A 23,804-nucleotide genomic window follows, 5' to 3' on the forward strand; every position below is an offset into this window, starting at 1 on the left:
GTTTGTTGCCCCGGCCGTCCGTAGTTGATGATGGCGAAAGAACGAGCCGGAAGCCGCCGCGTTCCCCCGGTTTCGGCTCGTCGCATCAAACAAATTCCGCTGTTGCGAAATTGCATCAGGCAGGTTGAGCCGCCGGGCCACCGCCGCACTGGTTCCGCCCGCGGGAAACCAAGCAGCGCCCTTGTTTGTTGAACGGGCAGGAGTCCCCATATCCATGCCCGAGAGGCGAAGGAGTTTTCTCTTGTTCCAGTTCGATAATTCCTATGCGCGCCTGCCCGAGCGCTTCTACGCATCAGTCTATCCCGAACCGGTGGAGGGCCCGGTCCTCCTGAAGTTCAACGAGGGCCTGGCGCAGGAGCTCGGCATCGAGGCGGACGTGACCGACCCACAGCGGCTGGCCGCGATCTTTGCCGGCAATGTCGTGCCGCAGGGTGCCACCCCGCTCGCCATGGCCTATGCCGGCCACCAGTTCGGCTCCTTCGTCCCGCAGCTCGGCGACGGACGGGCGATCCTGATCGGCGAGGTCGTCGACCGGAACGGAACCCGCCGCGACATCCAGTTGAAGGGTGCCGGCCCGACGCCGTTCTCCCGCCGCGGCGATGGCCGTGCGGCGCTCGGCCCGGTGCTGCGGGAATATATCCTTTCGGAGGCGATGCATGCGCTCGGCATCCGCGCAACACGCGCGCTGGCCGCCGTCGCGACAGGCGAACAGGTCTATCGCGAGACGCCGCAGCCGGGCGCCGTCTTCGTGCGGGTGGCATCGAGCCATGTCCGCATCGGCACCTTCCAGTATTTCGCCGCCCGGCAGGATGTCGACGGATTGAAGACGCTGGCCGACTACGTGATTGAGCGTCACTATCCCGAGCTTCGCGCGGTGGAGAAACCCTATCTGGAGCTGCTGCGAGCCGTCGCCTTCGCCCAGGCGGATCTCGTCGCCCGCTGGCTCGGGATCGGCTTCATCCATGGTGTGATGAACACCGACAACATGACGCTGTCAGGCGAGACGATCGACTTCGGCCCCTGCGCCTTCCTCGACGAATACGACCAGATGAAGGTCTTCTCCTCCATCGACCAGGGCGGCCGCTACGCCTATCGCAACCAGCCCGGCATCGCCCAGTGGAACATCGCCCGGCTCGCCGAATGCATGCTGCCCCTGATCGACGAGGACCAGGACAAGGCGGTGCTGACCGCCAATCACGTGCTGAGCGAATTCGGCCAGCGCTTCCAGGCGGCATGGCTTTCGGTCTTCCGCAACAAGACCTGCTTGTCATCGGAGGAGGAGGGAGACGGCGACCTCGTCCAGGCGCTGCTTGCCGCCATGCAGGAGGGCGAGGCGGACTTCACGCTGACCTTCCGTCGGCTCTGCGACGTCGCAGCCGGCGCGGGTGAGGAGGCCTTCCTTTCGTCCTTCAAGGAAAGGGACAAGGCAACCACCTGGCTCGAAACCTGGCGCCAGCGGCTCGAGCGGGAGAGGGGTTCGCAAGAGGAACGCTCTGCCGCCATGCGCGCCGTCAACCCGGCCATCATTCCCCGCAACCACAAGGTTGAGGAGGCGCTGGCTGCCGCCAACTACAGCGACCTCAGCTTCTTCAACCGGCTGCTGCAGGCGGTGGAACGGCCCTACGAGGATCGTCCTGAATTCGAGGCCTATACGGTCCCCCCGAAGCCGGAGGAACGGGTGCTGCAGACCTTCTGCGGCACGTGATCACGGCGTCGCGGTCGCGGTTTGAAAGCTGCCCTCGACCGGCCGCCCCACGGCCAGCGCCTTCACGAGGGCCGGCGAAAGCCGATCGCGATAGGCTGCATCCGGCTCGGCGCCCAGTGCGTCGAGCGTCTTGCTGAAGAAGCAGCGCACGGCTGCTGCGGAGGTGATGTCGAAGATCTCGGCATCGGAGAAGCCTTGCGCTTTCAGCTTTCCGACATCCTCTTTGGTGATGGAGGTGGCGTCACGCACGACCTTGGCTGCGAAACGCATCATTTCCCGCTCTGCCTCGTCGAGCGGCGCGTGGGCGCCGTCGGTCGCGGTGTCGGCCAGCTGGGTATCGCTGAAGCCTTCGCGCAGCAGCACGGAGCCGTGGGCCAGCATGCAGTAGGAGGACTTCAGTTCCCTGGCCGCCGCCAGCGTCACCAGTTCGTAGCGGCGCAGGCTCATGTGCCCGCGGATGCTGGCGAGCAGCGCCCCCCATTTTTCCATCACCTCCGGCCGGTGGCCGAAGATGCGGTACATGTTGGGCAGGTAGCCGTAGCTCTCTTCCGCCGAGACATACATGGCGGCGGTAGCGTCGCCGGCTTCGGGGCCGGGGGTGGAGATGAAGGCCATCGGAACTGCTCCCCAAAGCGGGAAGCATACTCCCAAACCATGGTCATGGGAATGCGGCCGGGCTCTCGTCCCGGCCGCGATCTTGTACCCGCTTACGCCTTGCCCGGCTTCGCCCAGCCGAGCGCATGGTAAAGCGCGATTGCGCCGATGGTCGCCGTGCCGATGCCGTCGAGCGTGAAGCCGGCGACCTCGAGCTTGAAGTTGCCGGCGCCGAGCACCAGAGCCACGCCAACGGTGATGAGGTTGCGCGGCTCGGCGAAATCCACCCTGTTCTCGACCCAGATGCGCCCCGCCGTTGCGGCGATCAGGCCGAAGACCACGATCGACAATCCGCCGAGCACCGGGCCGGGGATCGTCTGGATCAGCGCCCCGAACTTCGGCGAGAAGCCGAGCAGGATGGCAATCGCGGCCGCGACGAGGAAGACGAGCGTGGAGAAGATGCGCGTCACCGCCATCACGCCCATGTTCTCGGCATAGGTCGTCATGCCCGTGCCGCCGAAGGAGCCAGAAATCATCGTGGCGACGCCGTCGCCGATGAAGGCGCGGCCGAGATAGGGATCGAGGTTGCGGTCGGTCATCGCGCCGATCGCCTTGATGTGTCCGAGGTTTTCCGCCACCAGGATGACGACGACGGGCGCAATCAGCGTGATCGCCGGAACCGAGAAGACCGGTGTCGTGAAGCTCGGCAGGCCAAACCAGGCGGCCGCCGCGACGCCGGAAAAGTCCACCGGCGTACCCATGCCGAAGCCGTTGGCGAGAACGAGATAGAGGATGTAGGCCAAGGCTCCGCCGATGAGGATCGGCAGGCGGCGGGTCATGCCGGGGGCATAGACCGCGATCAGCCCGACCGCAGCGACCGTCAGGATCGCCACCCAGCGCGACAACTGGCTGCCGTCCGGGCTGTCAGGACCGGTTCCCGAGGCGCTGGCGATCGCGATCGGCGCGAGCACGAGGCCGATGGCGGCGACGATGGCACCTGTCAGCACCGGCGGCATCAGCCGCTCGATCCAGCGGTGGCCGGCCGCCATGACGATCACGCCGATCAGCGCGTAGAGCGCGCCTGCGACGATGATGCCGCCGAGCGCCAGGGCGATGTTCGGATTGGGCGCTCCGGCAGTCGCTGCGGTCGCGACCAGGACCGGACCGATGAAGGCGAAGGAGGAGCCGAGATAGCTCGGTACCCGCCCGCCGACGGCAATGAAGAAGATCAACGTCGAGATGCCGGAAAACAGTATCGAGACGTTCGGGTCGAAGCCCATCAGGATCGGCGCGAGCACCGTCGAGCCGAACATGGCGACGACATGCTGCAGGCCGAGCACCATGGTCTGCCCGGCAGGAAGCCGCTCGTCAGGCAGGATGCGCCCCTCCGACTTCAGCCGCCACCGCGGAAAATAACCGCCACTTTCGCCCATTGGTATGCCCCATTCCATAAGAAGCCGCCGGCGCATCGAGCTCCGACGGCAAAGTGCTTCACTGTCTTGATCCGGCGGTCGTATCGACCGCCCGTCGCGCCGTCGTTAGCGCCAACGGAGGTAGCTGTCATCGGCAACAGAGACCTTACCCACAGCCGAGGGCGGTCGGTGACGTCTAAGCTCTATGCTGGCGCGGCGGCAGCCGACGTGGCCGAGGTCGTGATCAGGCCTCGCGGAGAGGCGCGATCGCCGCCTCCACCTTGGCGTTGATCTCGGAGCCGAGCGGCAGGAGAGGCCGAGGGGGCAGGGCCGAGGACAGGCCCATGAGGTTCGCAGCGGTATACATGACCCGCAGGCTGCCATACGCCTTGAACAGGTCCCAGAGTGGCGAGAACATCGTGTCCAGGCGGGCCGCCCGGCTCTCGTCTCCGGCCATCGCGGCGCTGGTCAGAGCGGCCATGGCCCGAGGGAAGAGCCCGCCCGCGACGCTGTAGAAGGCGTCGGCCCCCGCAAGCAGGGCCTCTGCCGCTCCCCAGTCGCCGCTGTAGCCGATCGCGAAATCCGGGGACACGATGCGGCGCAGCCGGGCGATTTCGCCGGAGAAATCGCCGTTACCGGGCAGCGGCATCTTCACGGCCTGGATGGTGGGCAGTGCGGCGAGCCGGCCGACGAGGTCCTGGCTGAAGCTGAAATGGGTGGTCGAGGGATTGTTGTAGATACAAAGCGGCAGGTCCGTCGCCCCGGCAACGGCCTGATAATGCTGGAACGCCTCCTCCTGCGTGAGCGGGGTATAGGAAACGGGTGCAAGCAGAAGCGCATCGGCACCTGCCGCCGCCGCATCGCAGGCATGTGCGACCGCCTCGTCGGTGCGTAGCGCCCCCACGCCGACGATCACCGGCAGCCGGCCTCCGACGGCTTCGATCGCGGCCTCCGTCGCGCGACGCCGCTCAGCTCGCGAGAGATACATGTAGGTGCCGGTGCTGCCGAGCAGCCCGATCGAACGTGCCCCGCTGCCGACAATGCGCTGGACGAGCCGCTGCAGGGCATCGGTATCCACATGGCCGTCCACGTCAGCGGGCGTGAGCGGAAAGGCGGAGAGGCCGGTGAAGAGCGGCAGGGGCGGGGTCATCGGCAACTCGTGGAAGTCAGAATGGATCCGGGAGCGCCAGTATCGGGCTTTCTGCCTGCATCGCAAGCGTGACGAGGGAGGCATTTTTCCGGGTGCCGGTGTCGGGGCGACGGGAGTAGCCTCGTCCTTGGGCTACCGATCGCCGATGGGCGTGCGATCCAGCTTCGAGAGGAGAGCGACATGGCCAAGAACACGATCTGCATCTGGTACGACAAGGACGCCGAGGAGGCGGCCAACTTCTATGCAGCGACCTTTCCCGACAGCAGCGTGGATGCCGTGATACCGGCGCCCTCCGACTATCCTTCGGGCAAGGCCGGAGACGTCATCGTCGTGGAGTTCACGGTCGCGGGTATTCCCTGCATCGGGCTGAACGGCGGCCCGACCTTCAAGCACAGCGAAGCCTTCTCCTTCCAGATCATGACGGAAGACCAGGAGGAGACCGACCGCTACTGGAACGCCATCGTCGGCAATGGCGGGCAGGAGAGCGAATGCGGCTGGTGCAAGGACAAGTGGGGCATCTCCTGGCAGATTACGCCGCGCGTGCTGACCGAGGCGCTCGCCGCCGGCGGCGCCGAGGCCAAGCGCGCCTTCGACGCCATGATGACCATGCAGAAGATCGACGTTGCGAAGATCGAAGCGGCGCGCAGGGGGGAGGCGGCATGACGGAGGGACCCAAGGGCCCCGCCTCCTACTTCCCGTCGATCGAGAAGACGCATGGCCGGCCGATCGCCGAGTGGCAGGAGGTGGTGCGCAAGCACTATCCGGCGGGGCACATGCAACTCGTCACCATCCTGAAGAACGAGCACGGCATGGGACACGGCCATGCAAACGCCATCGTCGCCCAGACGCTGGCGGAGGACAGGCCGAAGGCTTGACTGTCAGGACCGCGGTGCGACGGTCGACGGCCGCCCGGCGAAGGAGTGCCATGCCCTCATTTGGGTTGGACTTGGAGCTTCCTCTCTGTCACAAGCCACGCGGGACGCGACTGCCGTTATCTATAGAACGGGGTCGGGCGACCGATTGACGTCACGTTGCTGCCGCGAGATCACGCTGGCCGTCCCGCTTCATGTCTTTGATCGAACAGCTGTTAGCCTTGCGGGAACCACGCAGGCCTGCGGAACCTCTTGCAGCAGCCATTGTTGAAGCTCCAACCGACAGGAGAACACAATGATGCGCCTCTTGATAACCGCCCTGAGCCTTGGCCTCACCCTTGGAGTGAGCGGCTGCACGACCGCCGGCGAGCTGGAACCGGTTCCCGGCAGCATCACCTATGGCGGCCAGCCGGCAACGCGGCTGACGAAGGCTCCGGTCGGCAGCACGGTCACCCACCGCTTTCGCGACCAGTTCAACCAGGAATGGGGGGAGCGGTATGTTATCCGGCCCGACCGGTCGCTGCGGCTCGTCAGCCGCTACCGGATCGAATACCCCGACGACTGAGCTTCTGCCGTCCGCAACCTCTCGCGCCGCGCGAACTTGCCTGGCGGAGCCGTAGCGGACCCGCTCAAGAAGCGAGGAACTCCCGGCACGCTCGAGGCGTTGTGGGATCGAAACAAAGGAGAAAGAAGATGCTCAAAGGTATCGTGCTGTGGGCCATGGGTGTGCCCATCTTCGTCATCATCCTGCTCTACTTGTTCATCTTCTAGGTTGAACCGCCGGGGCGACCGTAGCACGGTCTGCGGTTGCCGCACCGGCCCAAGCAGGATGCCGACAGGAGGCTCAGTGCACGGACTCCTCGCCCGCGTCCTCGTCACCGATAAATGAGTGGATGCCATCCTTCTCGGCGGTGGCGAGAAACTCTTCCCAGGCGTCCTTGTCCGTCTCGAACGTCCCCTCCCAGGTGGTGACGTCTTCCTCCTGCGAAATGACCTCCAGCGTCCATCCGCCCGCACTTCCGACCGGCCGGTGGATATCGACGAGCACGGTTACGCCATCGTCCTCGAACTCTCCTGAAAAATCAGAATATTCCAGCTTTGGCTCTTTCGCCATCGGACGCTCCTTCGTTGATCCCCGCCGCGGCGCGGATGCCGCGCTTCATGGCTCTACCATAGGATCATTATGTGCTTGCGCAATGACGGCTATCTCCGATCACGCGCCGCCCTGCTTACGCTCGCCGCCGGGATTGTCCGCCTCGAGCGTCTCGACGTCCGGCGTATAGCGGAGGGGGTTGATGGCAAGGCGGCTGATCATCTTTCGGGAAGCCCTTCCATGATCTTATCGATGGTGATCGGGAAATGCCGGTGGCGGGTGCCGGTGGCGTGGAAGATGGCGTTGGCGACGGCGGCGCCGACGCCGATGATGCCGATCTCGCCGAGGCCCTTGACGCCGATCGGGCTCGCCATCCTGTCCTCCTCCTCGATGAAGATCACGTCGATGTCGTGGACATCGGCATGGGCCGGGACGTGATACTCGGCGATATTGTGGTTCATGATCCGGCCGGTCCGGTGGTCGATCATGCCTTCTTCGTGGAGCGCCATGCCGAGTCCCATGACGACGCCGCCGAGGATCTGGCTGCGGGCGGTCTTCGGATTGATGATGCGGCCGGCGTCGATGGCGCTGACCACCCGCGTCACCCGCGGCACGCCGAGTTCGGCATCGATCCTTACTTCCACGAAAACCGCGGAATGGGTGTAGCTCGTGAACTTCTTGGCCTGCTCCTGATCCGGCGCCACCTTGCCGTGGCCTTCCACGGAGGACATGCCGTGGTGGCCTAGGATATCGGCAATCGAGAGCCCGACCTGGTCGTTGCGATCGAGCACGAGGCGGTTGTCGCGGATTGCCAGTTCCTCGACGGGAGCATTGCCGAAGGGATGATTGTCCATCTTCTGGGCCAGCGACAGGAGCGTCTTCCTGATCTCCAGGCAGCCGGCCTGCACGGCGGAGCCAGAAGAGGCGGCAGTCCAGGAACCGCCTTCGACGGAAGTTTTCGGCAGGCTGGAATCGCCGATCAGCACGCTGACGCGCTCGGCTGGCTGGCCGAGTTCCTGCGCCGCGACCTGGGCGAGGATCGTATAGGTGCCGGTACCGATGTCGGAGGCCGCCGCCATGACGGTGATCTTGCCGTCGGGGAAGAGGCGGACCTTGGCTTCCGCCTGCGTCAGCGTCGCTTCCCACACACCGGTCGCGACGCCCCAGCCGATCAGGTCGTTGCCGTCGCGCATGGAGCCAGGCTCATGACTGCGCTTGTCCCAGCCGAAGCGCTCGGCACCGACGCGGTAGCAGGTGTCGAGCTCCTTGGAGGTAATCTGCAGGTCGTCGTTCTGGTCATAGCTGACGAAGTTCTTCCCCCTGAATTTTAGGGTTTCCATGCCGACCACATAGGCGAGTTCGTCCATCGCCGATTCCAGCGCCAGGAAGGCGGTGGCGGCACCGGGCGCCCGCATGTCGCCGGGCGTGGAAAGGCTCGTCTTTACAAGCTCGTAGGAGAGCTTGACGTTGTCGCACTTGTAGGTGAGGCCGGACCAGTTGACGACGTTTTCCTGGTAATCCTCGTGCAGCGAGGTGGTCTGGATCGCGTGGTGGCGGACGGACATCAGCTGGCCGTCGGCACTTGCCGCCAACTGTATGCGCTGGATCGTCGCCGGCCGCCAGGTGAGGTAGAACATCTCGCTGCGGCTCATCTCCACCTTCACCGAGCGTTCGAGGTCGAGGCTTGCCATCACCGCGAAGAACAGCTGGTGCTTGGGGCGAAGGCCGGAGCCGAAGGCGCCGCCAACATAGGCGTTGACGACGCGCACTTCCTCCGGTTTCAGGCCGAAGACATTGCAGACATAGTCGTGGCTGTTCTGCGAGCCCTGCGTCTTGTCGTAGACGGTGAGCGTGCCGTCCTCGTTGCGGATGGCGGTGGAGGCGAAGAGCTCCATCGGATTGTGGTGCTCGCCCTGCTGGACATATTCCGTGTCGATCTTGAAGGGTGCGGCCTCATACGCACCCTCTGCATCACCTCGCGGATCAGTGGGGACCATGCTGTCCTTACGTGCCTCCGGCGGCACGTAGCTTTTCGCCCGCTCCACCGCGATATCGGTATGCGGCTCGTCTGCATGATACTCGATGCGGATCAGCTCGGCGGCGTCGCGGGCGGCCTCGAAGCTCTCGGCCACCACGAGCGCGATCGGCTGTCCACCGAAGAGGATGCGGTCGTTTTCGAGCGGCCGGAACGGATGGCCGGGAAGCGCGACCTCGTCCTTCCACTTCTTGTCGCTCCGGGCGGCCGAGGGGCGGTTCTTGTGGGTGTAGACCTTGACCACGCCCGGATAGGCTTCCGCTTCCGTGGTGTCGATCGAGGCGATGCGGCCGCTTGCGATCGTCGCCTGAGCGGCGTAGCCGAAGAGCATGCCGGGATCGTGGTACTCGGCGGCATAGTGGGCGGTGCCGGTGACTTTGAGCGGGCCGTCGATGCGCGGCAGTGGAAATCCGAAGACTGGTTTTTCGTTCAACATCTGGATCTCCTTCAGCGGATCTGCTTGTCGGACTGGACCTGCGGCGTGCCGGCGGCGGCCTGCTTCAGCGCCCGCACAATGGCCTTGCGGGCCATGGGGATCTTGAAGTCGTTGTCGCCCTGGCCTTCAGCACCGGCGAGCAACCGGTCGGCGAGCGCCGCGAAGGTCTCTTCCGTTGCCGGCTGGCCGGCGAATTCGGCTTCCGCCAGGCTGTCGCGCCAGGGCTTGTGGGCGACGCCGCCGAGCGCGACGCGCATGTCGACGATCATGCCGTCCTTGACGTCCAATGCTGCAGCGACCGAGACGAGCGCGAAGGCATAGGAGAGCCGGTCGCGCAGCTTCAGGTAGCTGTGATGGCCGGCGAAGTGATTGCCCTCCAGCCGGACGGCAATGATGATCTCGCCGTGGTGCATGGTGTTGTCGCGCTCCGGGTGGTCGCCCGGCACACGGTGGAAATCAGCGAAGGGAATGTCACGCCGGCCTTCCGGTCCCTCGACCTCGACCACAGCCGCGAGGGCGGCGAGCGCCACGCACATGTCCGACGGGTGGGTGGCGATGCAGTGTTCGCTGGCGCCGAGGATGGCGTGGATGCGGTTGACGCCGCCGATCGCGCCGCAGCCGGAGCCGGGCTCGCGCTTGTTGCAGGGCGTGGAGGGGTCGTAGAAGTAGTAGCAGCGGGTCCGCTGCAGGAGGTTGCCGCCGGTGGTGGCGGCGTTGCGGAGCTGCGGCGAAGCACCGGCAAGGATGGCGCTGGCGAGCAGCGGATAGCGCTCGGTGACCGCCGGGTGATAGGCAAGCGCGGCATTGGAGACGAGCGCGCCGATGCGCAAAGACCCATCCGGCAGCTCCTCGATCTCCTTCAGCGGCAAGCGGTTGATGTCGACGATCGCCGCGGGGCGCTCGACATCATATTTCATCAGGTCGATGAGATTGGTGCCGCCGGCAAGCACGCGGGCCGTCGGGTCGGCGGCAAGGGCCGCCATCGCATCGCCGAGCGTTTCGGCGCGGGTATAGGAAAAGGGCCTCATTCCGCAGCCTCCCGCATGCCGACTTTCACTTCCTGGTCCATGACGTCCTGGATCGCATCGGCGATGTTGGTATAGGCGCCGCAGCGACAGAGATTGCCGCTCATCATCTCGCGGATTTCCTCCCGGCTTCTGGCGTGACCCTCCCTGAGAAGGGCCACGGCGGAACAGATCTGACCGGGCGTGCAATAGCCGCACTGGTAGGCGTCGTGCTCGACGAATGCCTTCTGCACGGGGTGCATGTCGTCCGGCGTGCCGAGGCCTTCGATGGTGGTGATGTTCGTGCCGTCGAGGGTGACGGCGAGCTTCAGGCAGGAATTGATGCGCTCGCCATCGATCAGCACCGTGCAGGCGCCGCACTGGCCATGGTCGCAGCCCTTCTTCGTGCCGTTGAGCTGCATGGGCCCGCGCAGCAGGTCGAGCAGCGTCACCCAGGGGTGGATTTCGAGATCGTGGCGGCGGCCGTTGATGGTCAGCGCAACCCGCGTCTTCGGCTGCGCATGTGCCGTGGCGATATCCATGGAAAGCCCTTTCCGGAAAGTGTTGCGGACTAACGGAAGGCAGGGGCGATTGTTCCGGCACTGGGGGTGCTTGAAACCGGCGCCTACCGCATTTGCCGAACTTTTCGGGGAACCTAGACTTTAGTATAGTGTTGTTTGCGGCATCACCCATTGCGAACAAGGTGACCGATCATGCTTCGATTGAGCCAACTCGGATTTTGTGCGCTGGCCTTCATCGCGCTTCAGCTTGCCATCGGCACCGGACTTCGCGTCGGTGGCTGGACGGGGTTCTGGATGGCGGCCGTATCCATATTCCTGCTGGTCTTGCTGGTCATCGAGGAGATGGCCGGGGTAGACCTCAAGAAATCGATGATATCGCAGCCGCAGGAAGAGCGGCGAAGGCGCGAGCGCAACCGCGACCGCTGGTGAGGCCGAACCCGTTTCTTGTTTCCCCTCAATGCCTTGCACGGCCGAAGACCGACCAGTCGGTCTTCTTCGACAGAAGCTCCAGCCCGAGCGTGCCGAGCCAGCTGTTGCCCATCGGATCGAGCGCCGGCGACCAGACGGCAATAGATGCCCGATGCGGCGCAATCGCCAGGATACCGCCGCCGACGCCTGACTTGGCGGGAAGGCCGACGCGATAGGCAAAATCTCCCGAGCCGTCATACTGGCCGCAGAGCATCATCACCGCCAGGATGCGCCGTGCCCGGCGGGCGGCCGCGACCGTCACCTCGTCGCCATCGTCCGGATCATCCAGCATCAGGAAGCAGCCGGCCTTCGCAAGCCAGCGGCAATCGAGCTTGATGGCGCATTGGTGGATATAGGCGTCCAGCACCTTTTCCACCGGGTGGTTCAGGTTGCCGTAGTGGCGGGCCATGTACATCAGCGAACGGTTGAGATCGCCGCCGGTTCGGTCGCTCTCCAGCACAGTCTTGTCGAGGTCGACTGTCCGGTCCTCCAGCAGGTTTTCGAGGAGTTTCACCACGTGGCGGTTCGGCCCGGCATTGCCACCGATGCCGACGAGGATGTCGCAGATTACGAGCGCACCGGCATTGATGAAAGGATTGCGCGGAATGCCGCGGTCGCGCTCCAGGTCGATGATCGAGTTGAAGGGATCGCCAGATGGTTCGCGGCCCATGCGCTTCCAGAGCTTTTCGCCGACCGCCTCCAGCGCCACTTCCAGCGCAAACACCTTGGAAATCGACTGGATGGGAAAGCCGACGCCCGCGTTGCCGGCCGAAACGAGCTCGCCCATGCGTGTATAGACGGCGATGCCGAATTTCTCGAAATCGGCCTTTTTCGGCGCCGGCTTGTCGCACTCCTCCGCCTCCTGCACCGCCTTCTCGTAGATGCCGGGGGCAGCCTTGCGGACATCCTCCACAACCTCCTCGAGGATCGCCTTCAGAGCCCTGGTGTCCTGCAAGGGGTTGTTCATGCCGTGCCCGCCTTTCGTTTCCGGGCGGGCATTTAGGGCGGGGCTGGGGGAGGGGGTAGTGGGGTGAGGATGGATGGTGCTCCTTATAAAATCACCGTGATAGGAATTTAATCCTTGACGGCGTCACGGTCGTCTGGTAGGGTTCAGGCATAGTCGAAGATCTGTAGCCGGCCGGCAGCCGAGTTGCAGGCCTTCCAGTCAAAGCTGGCCCGGCCCCCTGCGCCGGGCCTTTTTTCGTTCAGACGCCGGATGCCTCTGTCGCCGGAGCTTTTTTCGGGCTCGCCGGGCGCCGGCGCGTGGCTGGAGATTTGCCGTGGATCATGCCGATCAACCCGAAGCCTTCGATCCGCTGGCGGTGGACCTTGCGCTGTTTGGCTGCTGGGAGGCCGCACCCGCCTATCGCGACGCGCTGCCGGAAGGCGATGTGCTGGCCGGGGATGTGCGGGCACTGGTGCTTGAAACGAAGTCCGCGGAGGGGGTGCTGGTTTCCGCGGCCGAAGAGCTGCGGCGGCTTCTGAACGAGATGACCGTGGAGATGCGCGGCCAGTTCGACGCCTTCCGCAAGATGCGGATCGCGGCCGAGGGCCTGCTTGCCGGTGGCGACGAGACGGCGGGAAAGCTTGCCCGCGCCGACATCAAGGCCGCGACCGACGCCATGTCGCTGATCGTCCGGACCTTGGAAAAGGTCGACAGCCTGCAGCGCCAGCTTGCCCGTGACCGCGAGGACGAGGCTGAGCGCGCGGCGGAGGCAAGCGGATATGGGGAGGCGAAGGAACGGCTCCTGAAACTGATCGAGGTGAAGGCGCGTGAACAAGCGGCCCTACTATACCGGGACTGGCAGCGTGACCGTCCTCCGGATGACCTCGACGCCCTTGTTGCCAGAGCCGAACGTCATTCAGGCGAGCCGGACGAGGCGCCGCCAGGATGACAGGCTGGCGAAACTTGCAGAGCGGCGGCGGCAAAAACTGGCGGAACGCCATGAACGCCGAATGGCGGAGGTCGATCGCGTGCATGAGAGGGACTGCGCCAGCACGACACGCGTTCTCGACCGAGCAGGAAGCCACCTGACGCCAGTCAATGAAACAGTCTCCCGCGCCGCCGACGCGGCGCTGCTGGATCCCTGTAACAGGCACAGGGATGACGGAGACCTGGAAGTTCACATCGGTCGGTTCGAGCGTGACTGGGGTGTCACGGGCCGCGACGAACAGAAGCCGCCCGATGGCGACTGGCGGACATGGCTGGTCATGGGCGGGCGCGGCTCGGGCAAGACGAGAGCCGGGGCGGAATGGGTGCAGGCGCTGGTCGCGGCAGAGGGTGAGCGATCGGAGCTTCGGATTGCGCTGGTGGCGGAAACGCTGGGCGAGGCGCGCGAGGTAATGGTGGACGGGGTTTCCGGCATCTGCCGGATCGCTCGCGGGAGCAAACGACCGGAGTTCGAGATCTCGCGGCGGCGGATTGTCTGGCCGAACGGCGCGGTGGCGCAGATCTTCTCATCGGAGGATCCGGAGAGCCTGCGGGGGCCGCAGTTTCATTACGCCTGGTGCGACGAGCTGGCGAAGTGGAAGCATGCGGAGGAGACCTTCGACATGCTGCAGTTCGGCCTGAGGCTCGGCCGCGACCCGCGGCAACTGGTGACGACGACGCCGCGGCCGGTGCCGCTCCTGAAACGGCTGATGGCGGACGCCGGCACGCGGCTGGTGCGGATCGCGACCAGGGACAATGCCGAGAACCTGGCGCCCGGCTTCCTCGTCGAGCTGCAGAAGCGCTACGGCGGCACAAGGCTCGGGCGGCAGGAGATCGACGGCGAACTGATCGAGGATCGCAAGGACGCGCTGTGGAAGCGCGCCGAGATCGAGGCCTGCACGGTGAGGGTGGCGGAGGCGCTGCGGCGGATCGTCGTGGCGGTCGATCCGCCTTCCGGTTCCGGCGAGCATTCCTGCTGCGGCATTGTCGTGGCGGGTCTCGACGCGGGCGGCCGGGCGGTGGTGCTGGCGGATTGTTCCGTGGAGGGCATGACGCCGGCCGGCTGGGCGAAGGCCGTGGCCAATACCTACCGGCGGTTTGCCGCCGACCGGATCGTTGCCGAGGTGAACCAGGGCGGCGAGATGGTGGCGGCGATGCTGAGAAGCGTCGACGTGTCGCTACCGCTGACGCTGGTTCGGGCAACGCGCGGCAAATACCTGCGCGCCGAGCCGGTCGCGGCCCTCTACGAGCAGCGGCGGGTGGTGCATGCGGGGCGGTTCGTGGAACTGGAAGACCAGATGTGTGATTTCGGGCCGGAGGGCTTGTCCTCGGGCCGCTCGCCCGACCGGCTGGACGCGCTGGTCTGGGCGCTCACGGCTCTCCTGATCGAGGGGCAGGGAGAGCCGCGGGTGCGGGGAATCTAGATTATTCGGCTGCCTGCAGGCGCGGCTGCGGAGCCGCGTTCTCGCGCATCTGGCGCCATTCGGATTCAAGACGATCGAGAACGTGCTGGGGAATCGGCTGCTGCTTGGGCTGCGGGGCCGGGGCTTGCGGGTTCATCATCATGATCTCTCCATCTCAAAGGCCGACCAAAACGTCCTGTGGCACCGTTGGTTCCACAAGATGAAGGAATTGTAAATCAGCGTCTAACCACTTCAAACGATTTAGTTTTTCTAAACCGATTGAAAGATCGCCGAATTTCTCCAGCGGAGTTAACAGCCATGGTTTCCAGGGCCATCGACCGCCCGTCCTTCTTCGCGCGGGCGCGGCAGAAGCCGTTCCGCGGTCGCCTGACGCAGAGGCAGGTCGAGGGGCTCTCCGCCATCCTCGACGGTTGGTGCGCCCGCACCGGCGACGATGGCGCAGAGGCCGGCCGGCGGGAACTCGCCTATGTGCTGGCGACCGCCTTCCACGAGACGGCGGCGACCATGCAGCCGGTGCGCGAGACGCTGGCGCGGACGGATGCGGAGGCGATCCGTCGGCTGGATGCCGCCTTCGCCGCCGGGCGGCTGGGCTCGGTCAGGACGCCCTACTGGCGGCGCGACGGCGAGGGCAAATGCTGGCTCGGCCGCGGCCTGGTGCAGCTCACCCATCGGAAGAACTACGAGGTGATGTCGGAGGTGACGGGGGTGGACCTCGTCGCCGATCCGGGCCGGCCGATGGAGATGGACGTGTCTGTGGCGATCCTGATCGAGGGCATGCGCCGCGGCAGCTTCACTGGGCACCGGCTGGAGGACTATCTCGGGCCAGACCGCGAGGACTGGCTGGGCGCGCGCAAGATCATCAACGGCCGCGACCGGGCGGACCTGGTGGCGGGGCATGCCCGGGAGTTCGCGCGGGCACTGGGCTGTTGATGGTATCTAGCGCATATGCTATGAACTGCATCAATGGCGCCGGCAAGATTGATCCTCGACCGCAAGCTGCTTCTCGATGACGGCCGGATCATCCAGATCCGGATCTGGCGACTTCCCGAGGCGGATGCCGAGCGGCCTCACGGTCTGAAGTACTCGCTTTTCTTCGGCCGGGCCGGGGAACGGATCATCGGCTACGACAACGAGAAGGGCAAAGGCGACCACCGGCACCACCGCAGCCGGGAGGAACCCTACCGGTTCTCGAGCCTTGAGCAGTTGATCCGCGACTTCGAGAACGATGTCGAACGGGAGATGATGGGATGAATGAAGTTCGGCTGCATGTGACGGGCATCGGAAACTTTTTCGACGAAGCGGCGAAGGCGGCTCGCGAGATCGACCGTGGCGATCTCGGAGAACAGCCGGCGGAAGTTGCGTTCCAGACCATGGACCTGCTGCTGAAGGTGCTGACGCCGAACCGGTGGCGGCTTCTGCGTGCGCTGAAGGTCGGGGGACCGACATCCATCCGGCAGTTGTCGCAGAAGCTTGGTCGCGATTATCGTGGGGTACACGCCGATGTCTCGGCGCTGCTTGAGTTCGGCCTGATCGTCCGCGATCGCGCAGGTCGGATCTCCGTCTGCTGGGACCGGATTATCGCCGAAATGGACTTGAACCAGACAGCCTGAGGGTCGGCAGGCAACCACCCGGCCAGGAACCTGTTCGCCATTGCCTTGTTGGACGCGCGACGTTCATCGGGGACCAGTGCATGTGGACATGGCTCAGCGAGAATTACGGGGTGGTTTCGGCAGTGGCGAGCGTTGCGACGCTCGGGGTCTGGGTAGCCTATCTGCAGCTCTTCTACATGAGCTACCGGCACCAGCTGCGGCCGAAGATACTGATCACGCGCGGTGGCGGCCACAAGCTTTCCGCCCGCTGCATGCTGACCAACATGAGCCCGGAGATCGTCTTCATCCAGGGCCTGCTCGTCAGGCTCGCCTTCGACGACAGGGAGCTTTTCTGCTCGCTGAGCGACATCGAGAAGGTGGCGAACCAGGGCCGCGACCCGCGCAGTGAGCTGTTTCAGGGACCGCTGTCGAGCGGCGAATATCTCGACCTGGGTTCGTTTGAGGACCTGGCGACAGCGGCGATGGAGAATTGCGTTCCACCGACGGGGATCGACGACCTGCGCGAGCTGGGCGTAACTGCCGTCGGGATCTATCCCTGGCACGAGCAGATGGTGGCGGCGGAGCGGAGCTTCACGGTGCGCCACGAGCATGGCCGGCGCGCACTGGTTTCCGACAAGCCGACGGCGCGGCAGATCCGCTCGCAGCGCGAATTGCGGCGGATCGAGCGGATCATGTGGGAAAAGGCACAGGATTGAGGGAGCCGCAGGCAGGCCAGGCGTGAGCGGGGCCGCGATTGCAAGCCTCCGCTGGCGGATAGGGACAAGGGACAAAGCAAGATGAGCTTTCAATTCAGGCTGCCGTGGCGAGGCCCCGGCAGGAGAGAACCTGTGGCCGGCGCACCGGTTGTCGAAGCCAAGGCGGCGACTGCCTTTGCACTGGTCGCTGGCGAGGGGATCGCCCACTGGTCCGGCCGCTCCTATGGCGGGCTGGCACGGGCGGGCTTCATGAGGAACCCGGTGGCGCATCGGGCCGTGCGGCTGGTGGCCGAGGCGGCGGCCTCGGTGCCGTGGCTTGCCTACGAGGGCGAGGCAGAGGTGAGCGCGCATCCGGCCCTGGCGCTGCTCTCGCAGCCAAACGGGCGCCAGGCCGGGCCGGACTTCTTCGAGGTTCTCTACGGCCACCTGATGCTCTCCGGCAATGCCTATGTGGAACCGCTGGTGCTGGGGGACGCTCTGCGGGAACTGCATCTGTTGCGGCCGGACCGGGTGAGCGTGGTGGAGGGCCGCGACGGCTGGATCACCGCCTATGACTACCGGGCGGGCAATGTGAGCCGTCGACTGCCGGTGGAGAGCGAGGGGCGGCTTTCGCTCCTGCACCTGAAACTCTTCCATCCGCTCGACGACCACCTTGGCTTTCCGCCGCTGGCAGCGGCCGGTGCGGCGCTCGACCTCCACAATGCGGCGGGCGAATGGAACAAGGCGCTGCTCGACAATTCCGCCCGACCCTCCGGAGCGCTGGTCTACCAGCCGAAGGAGGGCGGCAATCTCTCCGCCGACCAGTACGAGCGGCTGAAGGCCGAGCTGGAAAGCGGCTATGCCGGCGCCGTCAATGCAGGGCGGCCGCTGCTGCTCGAAGGCGGGCTGGACTGGAAATCGATGGGATTGTCGCCAAAGGACATGGACTTCATTGAGGCGAAGAACGCCGCCGCCCGCGACATTGCGCTGTCGCTCGGCGTGCCGCCGATGCTGATGGGCATTCCGGGTGACAATACCTATGCGAACTACCAGGAAGCGAACCGTGCCTTCTACCGGCTGACGGTGGTGCCGCTCCTGACGCGGACGGCGGCGAGCTTTTCCGCCTGGTTGTCGGAAGCCTATGGCGAGGCGCTGCGGCTGGAGCCCGACCTCGACTGCATCGCCGGGCTTTCGGCCGAACGCGATGCGCTCTGGGCAAGGGTGGGGGCGGCGGAGTTCTTGACGGAGGAGGAGAAACGGCAGGCGGTGGGGTATTGAGGGCGGGTTGCCGGAACCGGGGGCGTCGCCTCGGGCTCTTCATGCCCGGCAGTCGAAGACCACAATTTTTACTTGCGTCAGCGTAGCGGGTTCTGCTTTGCTCGTATGGATGAGGCCGCCTCACTTTGAGCTTTAACTTGCCTGAAACTTTTGCTTCCGATGATCGTTGGATGCGTGCGACTATTTTTCAGTTGCATGCGGCCGCGTGTCGTGGAATAGGCATGAGAAAGTCTTCATGTCGAAGCTAGACAGGCTGATCCAAGAGTTCAGGCAATGCAGAGGGCCGTTCCCCTATAAGGAGCTTGTTCGTCTGCTAGTCGGGCTCGGCTATACCGAGAGAGCCACCGGTGGAGGATCCAGAAGACGTTTCATGAACAGTGTTACTGGTCATATCATTCGTCTTCATGAGCCTCACCCGGGTACTGAGGTCAAGTTCTACGTCGTAAAAGACGTGCGCAACTCGCTGATCGAGCAGGGGTTAATATGAGAACAATTAGCTACAAGGGCTACCAAGCATCAGTTGAATACGAAGACGGTTCGCTGTTCGTAAAGGTTCTCCATATTGATGACGTGCTCATCGGGGAGTGCGACGCGGCATCAGAAGCACCGAGGGTACTTAAGGACCTTGTAGAAGGGTATCTCCAGGATTGTGCCGAACTTGGGAGGCAGCCGACAAAACCCTTTAAAGGCTCGTTCAATGTCCGAATGACACCCGAGATGCATCGAATGATCGCCATGGATGCAGCTAGTCGCGGGATGTCACTCAACGCGTGGATATCTGAAGCCGCAACGGAAAAACTGGAATGCGAGCGCTGGGGTACGCGAATCGACGGCGTTGTATTCCAGAGCCAAGAAAAGCTTCAGCGATGGGTAAGCTCCCAGGTTGTGCGACTCTCGAATTACCACTGGCAGGCGTCGCTTCATTTATCGAGCGGGAAGAGGAGTGCGCTGGACGAGAAGACAGAGCACGATCGACCTGCACTCAGCATGATGCGAGCCTTCAAAGCGCAACGGACACATTATCATGGCTGAGGACACGCAGCCCTCTCAAAGATCTCAAGTTATTGCGCTCTCGGTCATTGATGTCGACATCCTTTTCTCCGTCGGGGCAATGGCCGACGAAAGCGAGTTCTCCTTCGATGTTGAGATCACTCGCCCGGAGCCAGTTGAAGAGGGGATCTTCGCGTTCCAAGCCAACCTTCAAGTTATAAAGAGAAAGGAAGGCGAGACGTCTGAAGCTGCTGGCTTCAAAGCCAAATATTGGTGTGGCTTCCAACTGGAGGCGGAAGACGACGCTACGGAGATCGCTTCGCAGTTTGCATCGACGACAATTTGGGCAGCATTCTCAAATCTTTTCGCAGTAGTGAAAAATCAGATGGGCGTCTACTTCCCACAACTGCCGCCTGCTCCAGGTAAGATCAAGGCAATTGATCAACCGACAGACTATTCTGGCAAGCTTGATGACGGCGGATTGCTGGACGATTGATGCGCGTTTTAGGGCGTGCGACGGCCGAGGCATCGAACTGATCACACGCTTACGGTCAAAAGAGCGAGGCGGTGAGAGCACGGTAAATCCTGAAAAATCGGAACGCATCCTCGTTCATCGCCTTCTGAATGAACGGGCTTATCCATCACGTGAAGAACCGGAATCGCTGCACGAACATCCCGGGCCAACCGATTCAAATGAATAGGCAATCGGATGCCGGAGCGGCGGGGCGGTGATCGCCGGCCGCTGGTCCATGCGTTCATCCTAATCAAGGAAGATTAACAATGGCTGACCTTGGCAACGAGGCTGGCGTCCTGGCGGCGAAGGCGGCCGGGGCGGCGGCGGGTGCGGGTGTGTCGCTCATCTACCTGTTGCCGAAGAGCCGGCGCGAGGCGGCGAGCCGCTTCTTTACCGGGCTCTGCTGCGGGCTGATTTTCGGCAAGCCGACCGGCCTGTGGCTCTCCGACAGGATGGGGATCGCGGACGAGCTGACCGGGCTGGAAATTTCACTTACCGGCTCGGCGGCGGCAAGCCTTCTCGCTTGGTGGGTGCTCGGCGCGCTCGTGCGTGTAGCGGAGCGATGGGGCAAGCGGGCGGGCTGATCCTCCGCCGGCTCTCGAACAGACAATCACGATTGCAGGAGACTTTCATGCACGCTGACCGCGGGCCCCGCACCCCCATGGGTGCACCCAAGCGCCCGATACTGCGCCCGAGTGCGCGGAAGTTCGCCAACCTGGAGCTGGCGGGTGTTTCCGGCGACGGGACGTTTTCCGGCTATGCCTCGGTGTTCGGCGAGGTCGATCTCGGCAAGGACAGGATCGAGCGCGGCGCCTTTGCCAATTCGCTGGTGGAACGCGGCGCGCGCGGCGTGCGCATGCTCTACCAGCATGATCCGGCAGAACCGATCGGCGCCTGGACGGTGATCCGCGAGGATGCGCGCGGGCTGTATGTCGAGGGGCGGCTTTCGCCGGGCGTCGGTCGCGCGGCGGAGGTGTTCTCGCTGATGAAGTCCGGGGCGCTCGACGGGCTGTCGATCGGCTTCCGGACGGTGAAGGCGCGCTCCGACCCGAAGAGCGGGGTGCGGCGCATCCTGGAGGCGGACCTCTGGGAAATCTCGGTGGTGACCTTCCCGATGCTGCCCTCGGCGCGCGTCTCCGACGTCAAGCATGCACGGTTCTTCCGCGACCGGGAAGCCGAACTCGTCCGCCAGATGCGGCGTGCGGCGAAGATGATGTTGAAACCCAGCTTCAAAGGAAAAGCGACATGACGGACATGACAAAGACGGCGCCTGAGGTGAAGGCCCCCGAAATCAAGGGAGTGCCGGAAACGGTGACGGCGGCCTTCGACGAGTTCATGGAGGCCTTCGAGGCCTTCAAGGACGTCAACGACCGGCGGCTGGGCGAGATCGAGCAGAAGCTGTCGGCCGACGTCGTGACGCGCGACAAGATGGATCGCATCAACCGGGCGATGGACGAACAGAAGAAGGTGCTCGACCAGATGCTGCTGAAGAAGGCGCGGCCGGCGCTCGGTTCTTCCCAGGGCCGTGAGCTTTCGCCGGAGGCCGAGGAGCACAAGGCCGCCTTCGACGCCTATGTACGCCGCGGCGACGAGGCGGGGCTGCGCGAGCTGGAGGCAAAGGCATTTTCCGCGACGGCCGGGGCTGATGGCGGCTACCTGGTGCCGCCGGAGACGGACAACGAGATCGGGAGGCGGGTTTCGATCGTGTCGCCCATGCGGGCGCTTTCGACCGTGCGAACCGTCTCCACGTCCGTCCTGAAGAAGCCGTTCGCCACCGCCGGACTTTCGACCGGCTGGGTGGCCGAGACCGCGGCGCGGCCGCAGACCAACACGCCGCAGCTGGCGGAGCTTTCCTTCCCGACGATGGAGCTTTATGCCATGCCGGCGGCGACGCAGGCGCTGCTGGACGATGCGGCCGTCGACATCGAGGCCTGGATTGCCGGCGAGGTGGACATCGTCTTCGCCGAGCAGGAGGGGGACGCCTTCATCCGCGGCGACGGGGTGAACAAGCCGAAGGGCTTCCTCACCTATACGGCGGTGGCGGAGAGCGTCTGGACCTGGGGCAATCTCGGCTACATCGCGACAGGCGCGGCAGGCGCCTGGAAGACGACGGGCCCATCCGACACGCTGGTGGACGTCATCTATGCGCTGAAGGCCGGGCACCGCCAGAACGGCACCTTCATGATGAACCGCAAGACGCAAGCTGACGTGCGCAAGTTCAAGGATGCCGACGGCAACTACCTCTGGCGGCCGCCGGCATCGGCCGGACAGCCGGCCTCGCTGATGGGCTTCCCGATCGCCGAGGCCGAGGAAATGCCGGATGTCGGCGCCAATGCGCTGGCGGTGGCTTTTGGCGACTTCCGCTCCGGCTATCTCGTGGTGGACCGGGCCGGCGTGCGCATCCTTCGCGACCCGTATTCCGCCAAGCCCTACGTGCTCTTCTACACGACCAAGCGCGTCGGCGGCGGGGTACAGAACTTCGAGGCAATCAAGCTGGTGAAGTTTGCGGCCAGCTGAGGGGGCTCAGGCAGCCCCCTCACCAAGTTCGCCTCTCCAATCGGCTCTGCCTCTTGGGGCGAACTATCCTCTCCCACCAAGGGAGAGGAACCATTGCCGCGCCCTCGGCGCCTAACCTCTCCCCTTGTGGGAGAGGTTACAAAATCGAAGGCTTAGCCGTAGGCTAAACTTCAGATTTTGTTGGTGAGGGGGCCATGGCGACGGAACTTCCCCAATCATTTTCGGACACCCCAATGACCTATGCCCAGACCACTCCGCCGATCGCGGAGCCGCTGACGCTTGCCGAAGTGAGGGCGCATCTGCGTCTTGATGATGCGCAGGAGGATGCGCTGCTCTCCTCGCTCATTGCCACGGCGCGCGAGCACCTGGAGCGCGAGACCGGGCTCTGCCTGATGGCGCAGGCCTGGCGGCTCTATCTCGACGACTGGCCGGCGGACGGCATCATCCGCATCGCGAAATCGCCGGTGCAAGCGATTCAGAGTATTACTGTTTTCGATGCGGACGGCGCGCCGCTTCAAGTTCCGCTTGAAGATCATCTTCTCGACGGGGCGGGGCGGCCGGCGCGGCTCTGGCTGCGCCATCCGCCTATCCCCGGACAGGCGATGAACGGTATCGAGATCGAGTTTTTCGCCGGCTTCGGCGAGGCGGGAACCGACGTGCCAGACACGCTGAAGCGGGCGATGCTGATCCATGTCGGCCACATGTTCGCCTTCCGCGGGGTGATCTCGCCCGACCAGCAGCCGGCCGGCATTCCCGCCGGCTACGAGCGGCTGATCGCGCCGTTCCGGATGCGGAGGCTCTGATGACCCAAATCTTCGATCCGGGACGAATGACCACGCGACTGGTGCTCGAGGCGCCGGTGGAGATGCCCGACGGGCAGGGTGGTGCGGCGGTGACCTGGGAAGCCGTGCGTTCGCTCTGGGCGCGGGTGGAGCCCGTGCGGGTTTCGGAGCGGCAGGAGGCGGGGGCGGAAAGCGCCACCAACAGCCACCGCATCTGGATCTGGTTCCGGGAGGACGTCGTGGCGGGACAGAGGTTCCGGAAGGGTGCGCGGCTGTTCGCCGTCAAGCTGGTGCGCGATCCGGACGAGACGCAGCGCTTTCTCGTCTGCCATTGCGAAGAGGCGGCAGCATGAGTGCGGCAAATGCATTGCTGGTGGCGATCCATGCGCTGGTTGCCGCCGATGCCGAGCTTGTGGCGGTGATCGGAACGGATGGCATCCGGGACCGGCTGCTGCCGCGCCCGGTGCTGCCTGCACTCGTCATGGGCGAGATGGAGACGCGCGACTATTCCACCGCCACCGAGGCCGGCGAGGAGCATCGGCTGGTGCTGGAGGTCTGGTCTGAGGCGGCCGGACGGCGAGAGGCCGAGGAGATTGCCGAACGGGTGCGGGTGCTGCTGCAGGATGCGGCGCTCCCCCTGGCCGGCCAAGTGCTGGTGAGCCTGGCTCATGAGCGGACACGCACGCGCCGGCAGGCGAATGCGAAGCTGTTTGTGGCCGAGCTGCGGTTCAGGGCAGTGACGGAGCCGCTGGAGCCGGTTTCTCCATAGCCGTCGCGGGCTTACTCACACAGGAA

General features: G+C 64.6%; 30 protein-coding genes. 21 read left to right on the forward strand and 9 right to left on the reverse strand.

The features are described 5' to 3' along the window. Nucleotides 1-214 precede the first annotated feature (214 nt). A complete protein-coding gene (locus tag NT26_RS04230; protein ID WP_052637573.1) occupies nucleotides 215-1,705 on the forward strand; it encodes a protein adenylyltransferase SelO in 1,491 nt (496 codons plus the stop codon). Here NT26_RS04230 and NT26_RS04235 read toward each other — a convergent pair whose 3' ends face one another. The 3 genes from NT26_RS04235 to NT26_RS04245 form a co-directional block, all read right to left on the reverse strand. Beyond that, entirely contained in the window at nucleotides 1,706-2,320 is a 615-nt protein-coding gene (locus tag NT26_RS04235) for a carboxymuconolactone decarboxylase family protein (RefSeq protein ID WP_052637574.1), read from the reverse strand. It abuts the gene before it with no gap. A 92-nt stretch (nucleotides 2,321-2,412) separates the two neighbouring features. Continuing rightward, nucleotides 2,413-3,732 (reverse strand): solute carrier family 23 protein, encoded by a 1,320-nt coding sequence (locus NT26_RS04240; RefSeq protein ID WP_052637575.1) that lies wholly within the window; start codon nucleotides 3,730-3,732, stop codon nucleotides 2,413-2,415. Nucleotides 3,733-3,955: 223 nt separating this feature from the next. Beyond that, nucleotides 3,956-4,861 carry a dihydrodipicolinate synthase family protein gene (locus NT26_RS04245; protein ID WP_052637576.1) on the reverse strand — a complete coding sequence of 302 codons (906 nt, stop codon included), beginning with the start codon at nucleotides 4,859-4,861 and terminating at the stop codon, nucleotides 3,956-3,958. Nucleotides 4,862-5,041: 180 nt separating this feature from the next. Here NT26_RS04245 and NT26_RS04250 point away from each other — a divergent pair, with 180 nt between their 5' ends. The 3 genes from NT26_RS04250 to NT26_RS04260 all read left to right on the forward strand — a co-directional run bounded on the left by NT26_RS04250 (nucleotide 5,042) and on the right by NT26_RS04260 (nucleotide 6,298). After that, nucleotides 5,042-5,524: a VOC family protein gene (locus NT26_RS04250; RefSeq protein WP_052637577.1), complete on the forward strand. Its 483-nt coding sequence runs from the start codon at nucleotides 5,042-5,044 to the stop codon at nucleotides 5,522-5,524. Beyond that, a complete protein-coding gene (locus NT26_RS04255; RefSeq protein ID WP_052637578.1) occupies nucleotides 5,521-5,736 on the forward strand; it encodes a DUF4287 domain-containing protein in 216 nt (71 codons plus the stop codon). The genes NT26_RS04250 and NT26_RS04255 overlap by 4 nt, the downstream gene beginning before the upstream one ends. A gap of 292 nt (nucleotides 5,737-6,028) precedes the next feature. Further along, nucleotides 6,029-6,298, forward strand: a complete 270-nt coding sequence (locus NT26_RS04260; protein WP_052637579.1) for a hypothetical protein — start codon at nucleotides 6,029-6,031, stop codon at nucleotides 6,296-6,298. 279 nt (nucleotides 6,299-6,577) lie between these two features. Here NT26_RS04260 and NT26_RS04270 read toward each other — a convergent pair whose 3' ends face one another. The 4 genes from NT26_RS04270 to NT26_RS04285 form a co-directional block, all read right to left on the reverse strand. After that, the gene (locus NT26_RS04270) at nucleotides 6,578-6,847 is read right to left on the reverse strand and encodes a hypothetical protein (protein ID WP_052637581.1); all 270 of its coding nucleotides are present in this window, start codon (nucleotides 6,845-6,847) and stop codon (nucleotides 6,578-6,580) included. A gap of 197 nt (nucleotides 6,848-7,044) precedes the next feature. After that, nucleotides 7,045-9,297, reverse strand: coding sequence for a xanthine dehydrogenase family protein molybdopterin-binding subunit (locus NT26_RS04275; RefSeq protein ID WP_052637582.1), 2,253 nt, complete (start codon nucleotides 9,295-9,297; stop codon nucleotides 7,045-7,047). Nucleotides 9,298-9,308: 11 nt separating this feature from the next. Next, nucleotides 9,309-10,325: an FAD binding domain-containing protein gene (locus NT26_RS04280; RefSeq protein ID WP_052637583.1), complete on the reverse strand. Its 1,017-nt coding sequence runs from the start codon at nucleotides 10,323-10,325 to the stop codon at nucleotides 9,309-9,311. Continuing rightward, the gene (locus NT26_RS04285; protein WP_052637584.1) at nucleotides 10,322-10,843 is read right to left on the reverse strand and encodes a (2Fe-2S)-binding protein; all 522 of its coding nucleotides are present in this window, start codon (nucleotides 10,841-10,843) and stop codon (nucleotides 10,322-10,324) included. Before NT26_RS04285 ends, NT26_RS04280 begins: the two co-directional genes overlap by 4 nt. Before the next feature lie 171 nt (nucleotides 10,844-11,014). Between NT26_RS04285 and NT26_RS04290 the strand changes: the two genes are divergently transcribed. Beyond that, the gene (locus NT26_RS04290; RefSeq protein ID WP_052637585.1) at nucleotides 11,015-11,251 is read left to right on the forward strand and encodes a hypothetical protein; all 237 of its coding nucleotides are present in this window, start codon (nucleotides 11,015-11,017) and stop codon (nucleotides 11,249-11,251) included. A gap of 25 nt (nucleotides 11,252-11,276) precedes the next feature. Here the strand turns inward: NT26_RS04290 and glsA are convergent, their stop codons facing one another. Beyond that, complete coding sequence (glsA, locus tag NT26_RS04295) at nucleotides 11,277-12,257, reverse strand: glutaminase A (RefSeq protein ID WP_052637586.1); 981 nt, start codon at nucleotides 12,255-12,257, stop codon at nucleotides 11,277-11,279. Nucleotides 12,258-12,570: 313 nt separating this feature from the next. On the opposite strand from glsA, the gene NT26_RS23060 reads away from it, so the two are divergent. Continuing rightward, nucleotides 12,571-13,185 carry a hypothetical protein gene (locus NT26_RS23060; RefSeq protein ID WP_052637587.1) on the forward strand — a complete coding sequence of 205 codons (615 nt, stop codon included), beginning with the start codon at nucleotides 12,571-12,573 and terminating at the stop codon, nucleotides 13,183-13,185. Between the two features lie 61 nt (nucleotides 13,186-13,246). After that, entirely contained in the window at nucleotides 13,247-14,644 is a 1,398-nt protein-coding gene (locus tag NT26_RS04305; RefSeq protein ID WP_082077631.1) for a DNA-packaging protein, read from the forward strand. A gap of 1 nt (nucleotide 14,645) precedes the next feature. Here the strand turns inward: NT26_RS04305 and NT26_RS22650 are convergent, their stop codons facing one another. Further along, nucleotides 14,646-14,786: a hypothetical protein gene (locus NT26_RS22650; RefSeq protein ID WP_156157123.1), complete on the reverse strand. Its 141-nt coding sequence runs from the start codon at nucleotides 14,784-14,786 to the stop codon at nucleotides 14,646-14,648. Between the two features lie 155 nt (nucleotides 14,787-14,941). On the opposite strand from NT26_RS22650, the gene NT26_RS04310 reads away from it, so the two are divergent. The 14 genes from NT26_RS04310 (at nucleotide 14,942) to NT26_RS04375 (ending at nucleotide 23,778) form a co-directional block, all read left to right on the forward strand. Then, nucleotides 14,942-15,574 (forward strand): chitinase, encoded by a 633-nt coding sequence (locus NT26_RS04310; protein WP_052637588.1) that lies wholly within the window; start codon nucleotides 14,942-14,944, stop codon nucleotides 15,572-15,574. A gap of 33 nt (nucleotides 15,575-15,607) precedes the next feature. After that, nucleotides 15,608-15,895, forward strand: coding sequence for a toxin-antitoxin system TumE family protein (locus NT26_RS04315; RefSeq protein ID WP_052637589.1), 288 nt, complete (start codon nucleotides 15,608-15,610; stop codon nucleotides 15,893-15,895). Then, entirely contained in the window at nucleotides 15,892-16,254 is a 363-nt protein-coding gene (locus NT26_RS04320) for an HVO_A0114 family putative DNA-binding protein (RefSeq protein WP_052637590.1), read from the forward strand. The genes NT26_RS04315 and NT26_RS04320 overlap by 4 nt, the downstream gene beginning before the upstream one ends. An 80-nt stretch (nucleotides 16,255-16,334) precedes the next feature. Next, nucleotides 16,335-16,949, forward strand: coding sequence for a hypothetical protein (locus NT26_RS04325; protein WP_052637591.1), 615 nt, complete (start codon nucleotides 16,335-16,337; stop codon nucleotides 16,947-16,949). Between the two features lie 81 nt (nucleotides 16,950-17,030). Continuing rightward, nucleotides 17,031-18,206 carry a phage portal protein gene (locus tag NT26_RS04330; RefSeq protein WP_052637592.1) on the forward strand — a complete coding sequence of 392 codons (1,176 nt, stop codon included), beginning with the start codon at nucleotides 17,031-17,033 and terminating at the stop codon, nucleotides 18,204-18,206. 235 nt (nucleotides 18,207-18,441) lie between these two features. Beyond that, nucleotides 18,442-18,693, forward strand: coding sequence for a type II toxin-antitoxin system HicA family toxin (locus tag NT26_RS23365; protein ID WP_052637593.1), 252 nt, complete (start codon nucleotides 18,442-18,444; stop codon nucleotides 18,691-18,693). After that, nucleotides 18,690-19,238 carry a type II toxin-antitoxin system HicB family antitoxin gene (locus tag NT26_RS04340; RefSeq protein ID WP_052637594.1) on the forward strand — a complete coding sequence of 183 codons (549 nt, stop codon included), beginning with the start codon at nucleotides 18,690-18,692 and terminating at the stop codon, nucleotides 19,236-19,238. The genes NT26_RS23365 and NT26_RS04340 overlap by 4 nt, the downstream gene beginning before the upstream one ends. Then, entirely contained in the window at nucleotides 19,231-19,692 is a 462-nt protein-coding gene (locus tag NT26_RS04345) for a hypothetical protein (RefSeq protein ID WP_052637595.1), read from the forward strand. The genes NT26_RS04340 and NT26_RS04345 overlap by 8 nt, the downstream gene beginning before the upstream one ends. Nucleotides 19,693-19,976: 284 nt before the next feature. Continuing rightward, the gene (locus NT26_RS04350; RefSeq protein WP_052637596.1) at nucleotides 19,977-20,294 is read left to right on the forward strand and encodes a DUF6107 family protein; all 318 of its coding nucleotides are present in this window, start codon (nucleotides 19,977-19,979) and stop codon (nucleotides 20,292-20,294) included. Between the two features lie 47 nt (nucleotides 20,295-20,341). Then, nucleotides 20,342-20,959, forward strand: coding sequence for an HK97 family phage prohead protease (locus tag NT26_RS04355; RefSeq protein WP_052637597.1), 618 nt, complete (start codon nucleotides 20,342-20,344; stop codon nucleotides 20,957-20,959). Further along, on the forward strand, nucleotides 20,956-22,227 hold the full coding sequence (locus tag NT26_RS04360; RefSeq protein ID WP_052637598.1) for a phage major capsid protein: 1,272 nt from the start codon (nucleotides 20,956-20,958) through the stop codon (nucleotides 22,225-22,227). Before NT26_RS04355 ends, NT26_RS04360 begins: the two co-directional genes overlap by 4 nt. A 233-nt stretch (nucleotides 22,228-22,460) precedes the next feature. Continuing rightward, the gene (locus NT26_RS04365; RefSeq protein ID WP_052637599.1) at nucleotides 22,461-23,030 is read left to right on the forward strand and encodes a head-tail connector protein; all 570 of its coding nucleotides are present in this window, start codon (nucleotides 22,461-22,463) and stop codon (nucleotides 23,028-23,030) included. Continuing rightward, nucleotides 23,030-23,362: a phage head closure protein gene (locus tag NT26_RS04370; protein ID WP_052637600.1), complete on the forward strand. Its 333-nt coding sequence runs from the start codon at nucleotides 23,030-23,032 to the stop codon at nucleotides 23,360-23,362. Before NT26_RS04365 ends, NT26_RS04370 begins: the two co-directional genes overlap by 1 nt. Further along, nucleotides 23,359-23,778: a DUF3168 domain-containing protein gene (locus NT26_RS04375; RefSeq protein ID WP_052637601.1), complete on the forward strand. Its 420-nt coding sequence runs from the start codon at nucleotides 23,359-23,361 to the stop codon at nucleotides 23,776-23,778. The genes NT26_RS04370 and NT26_RS04375 overlap by 4 nt, the downstream gene beginning before the upstream one ends. Nucleotides 23,779-23,804 lie beyond the last annotated feature (26 nt).

Source organism: Pseudorhizobium banfieldiae, assembly GCF_000967425.1.
Classification (GTDB): Bacteria; Pseudomonadota; Alphaproteobacteria; order Rhizobiales; family Rhizobiaceae; genus Neorhizobium; species Neorhizobium banfieldiae.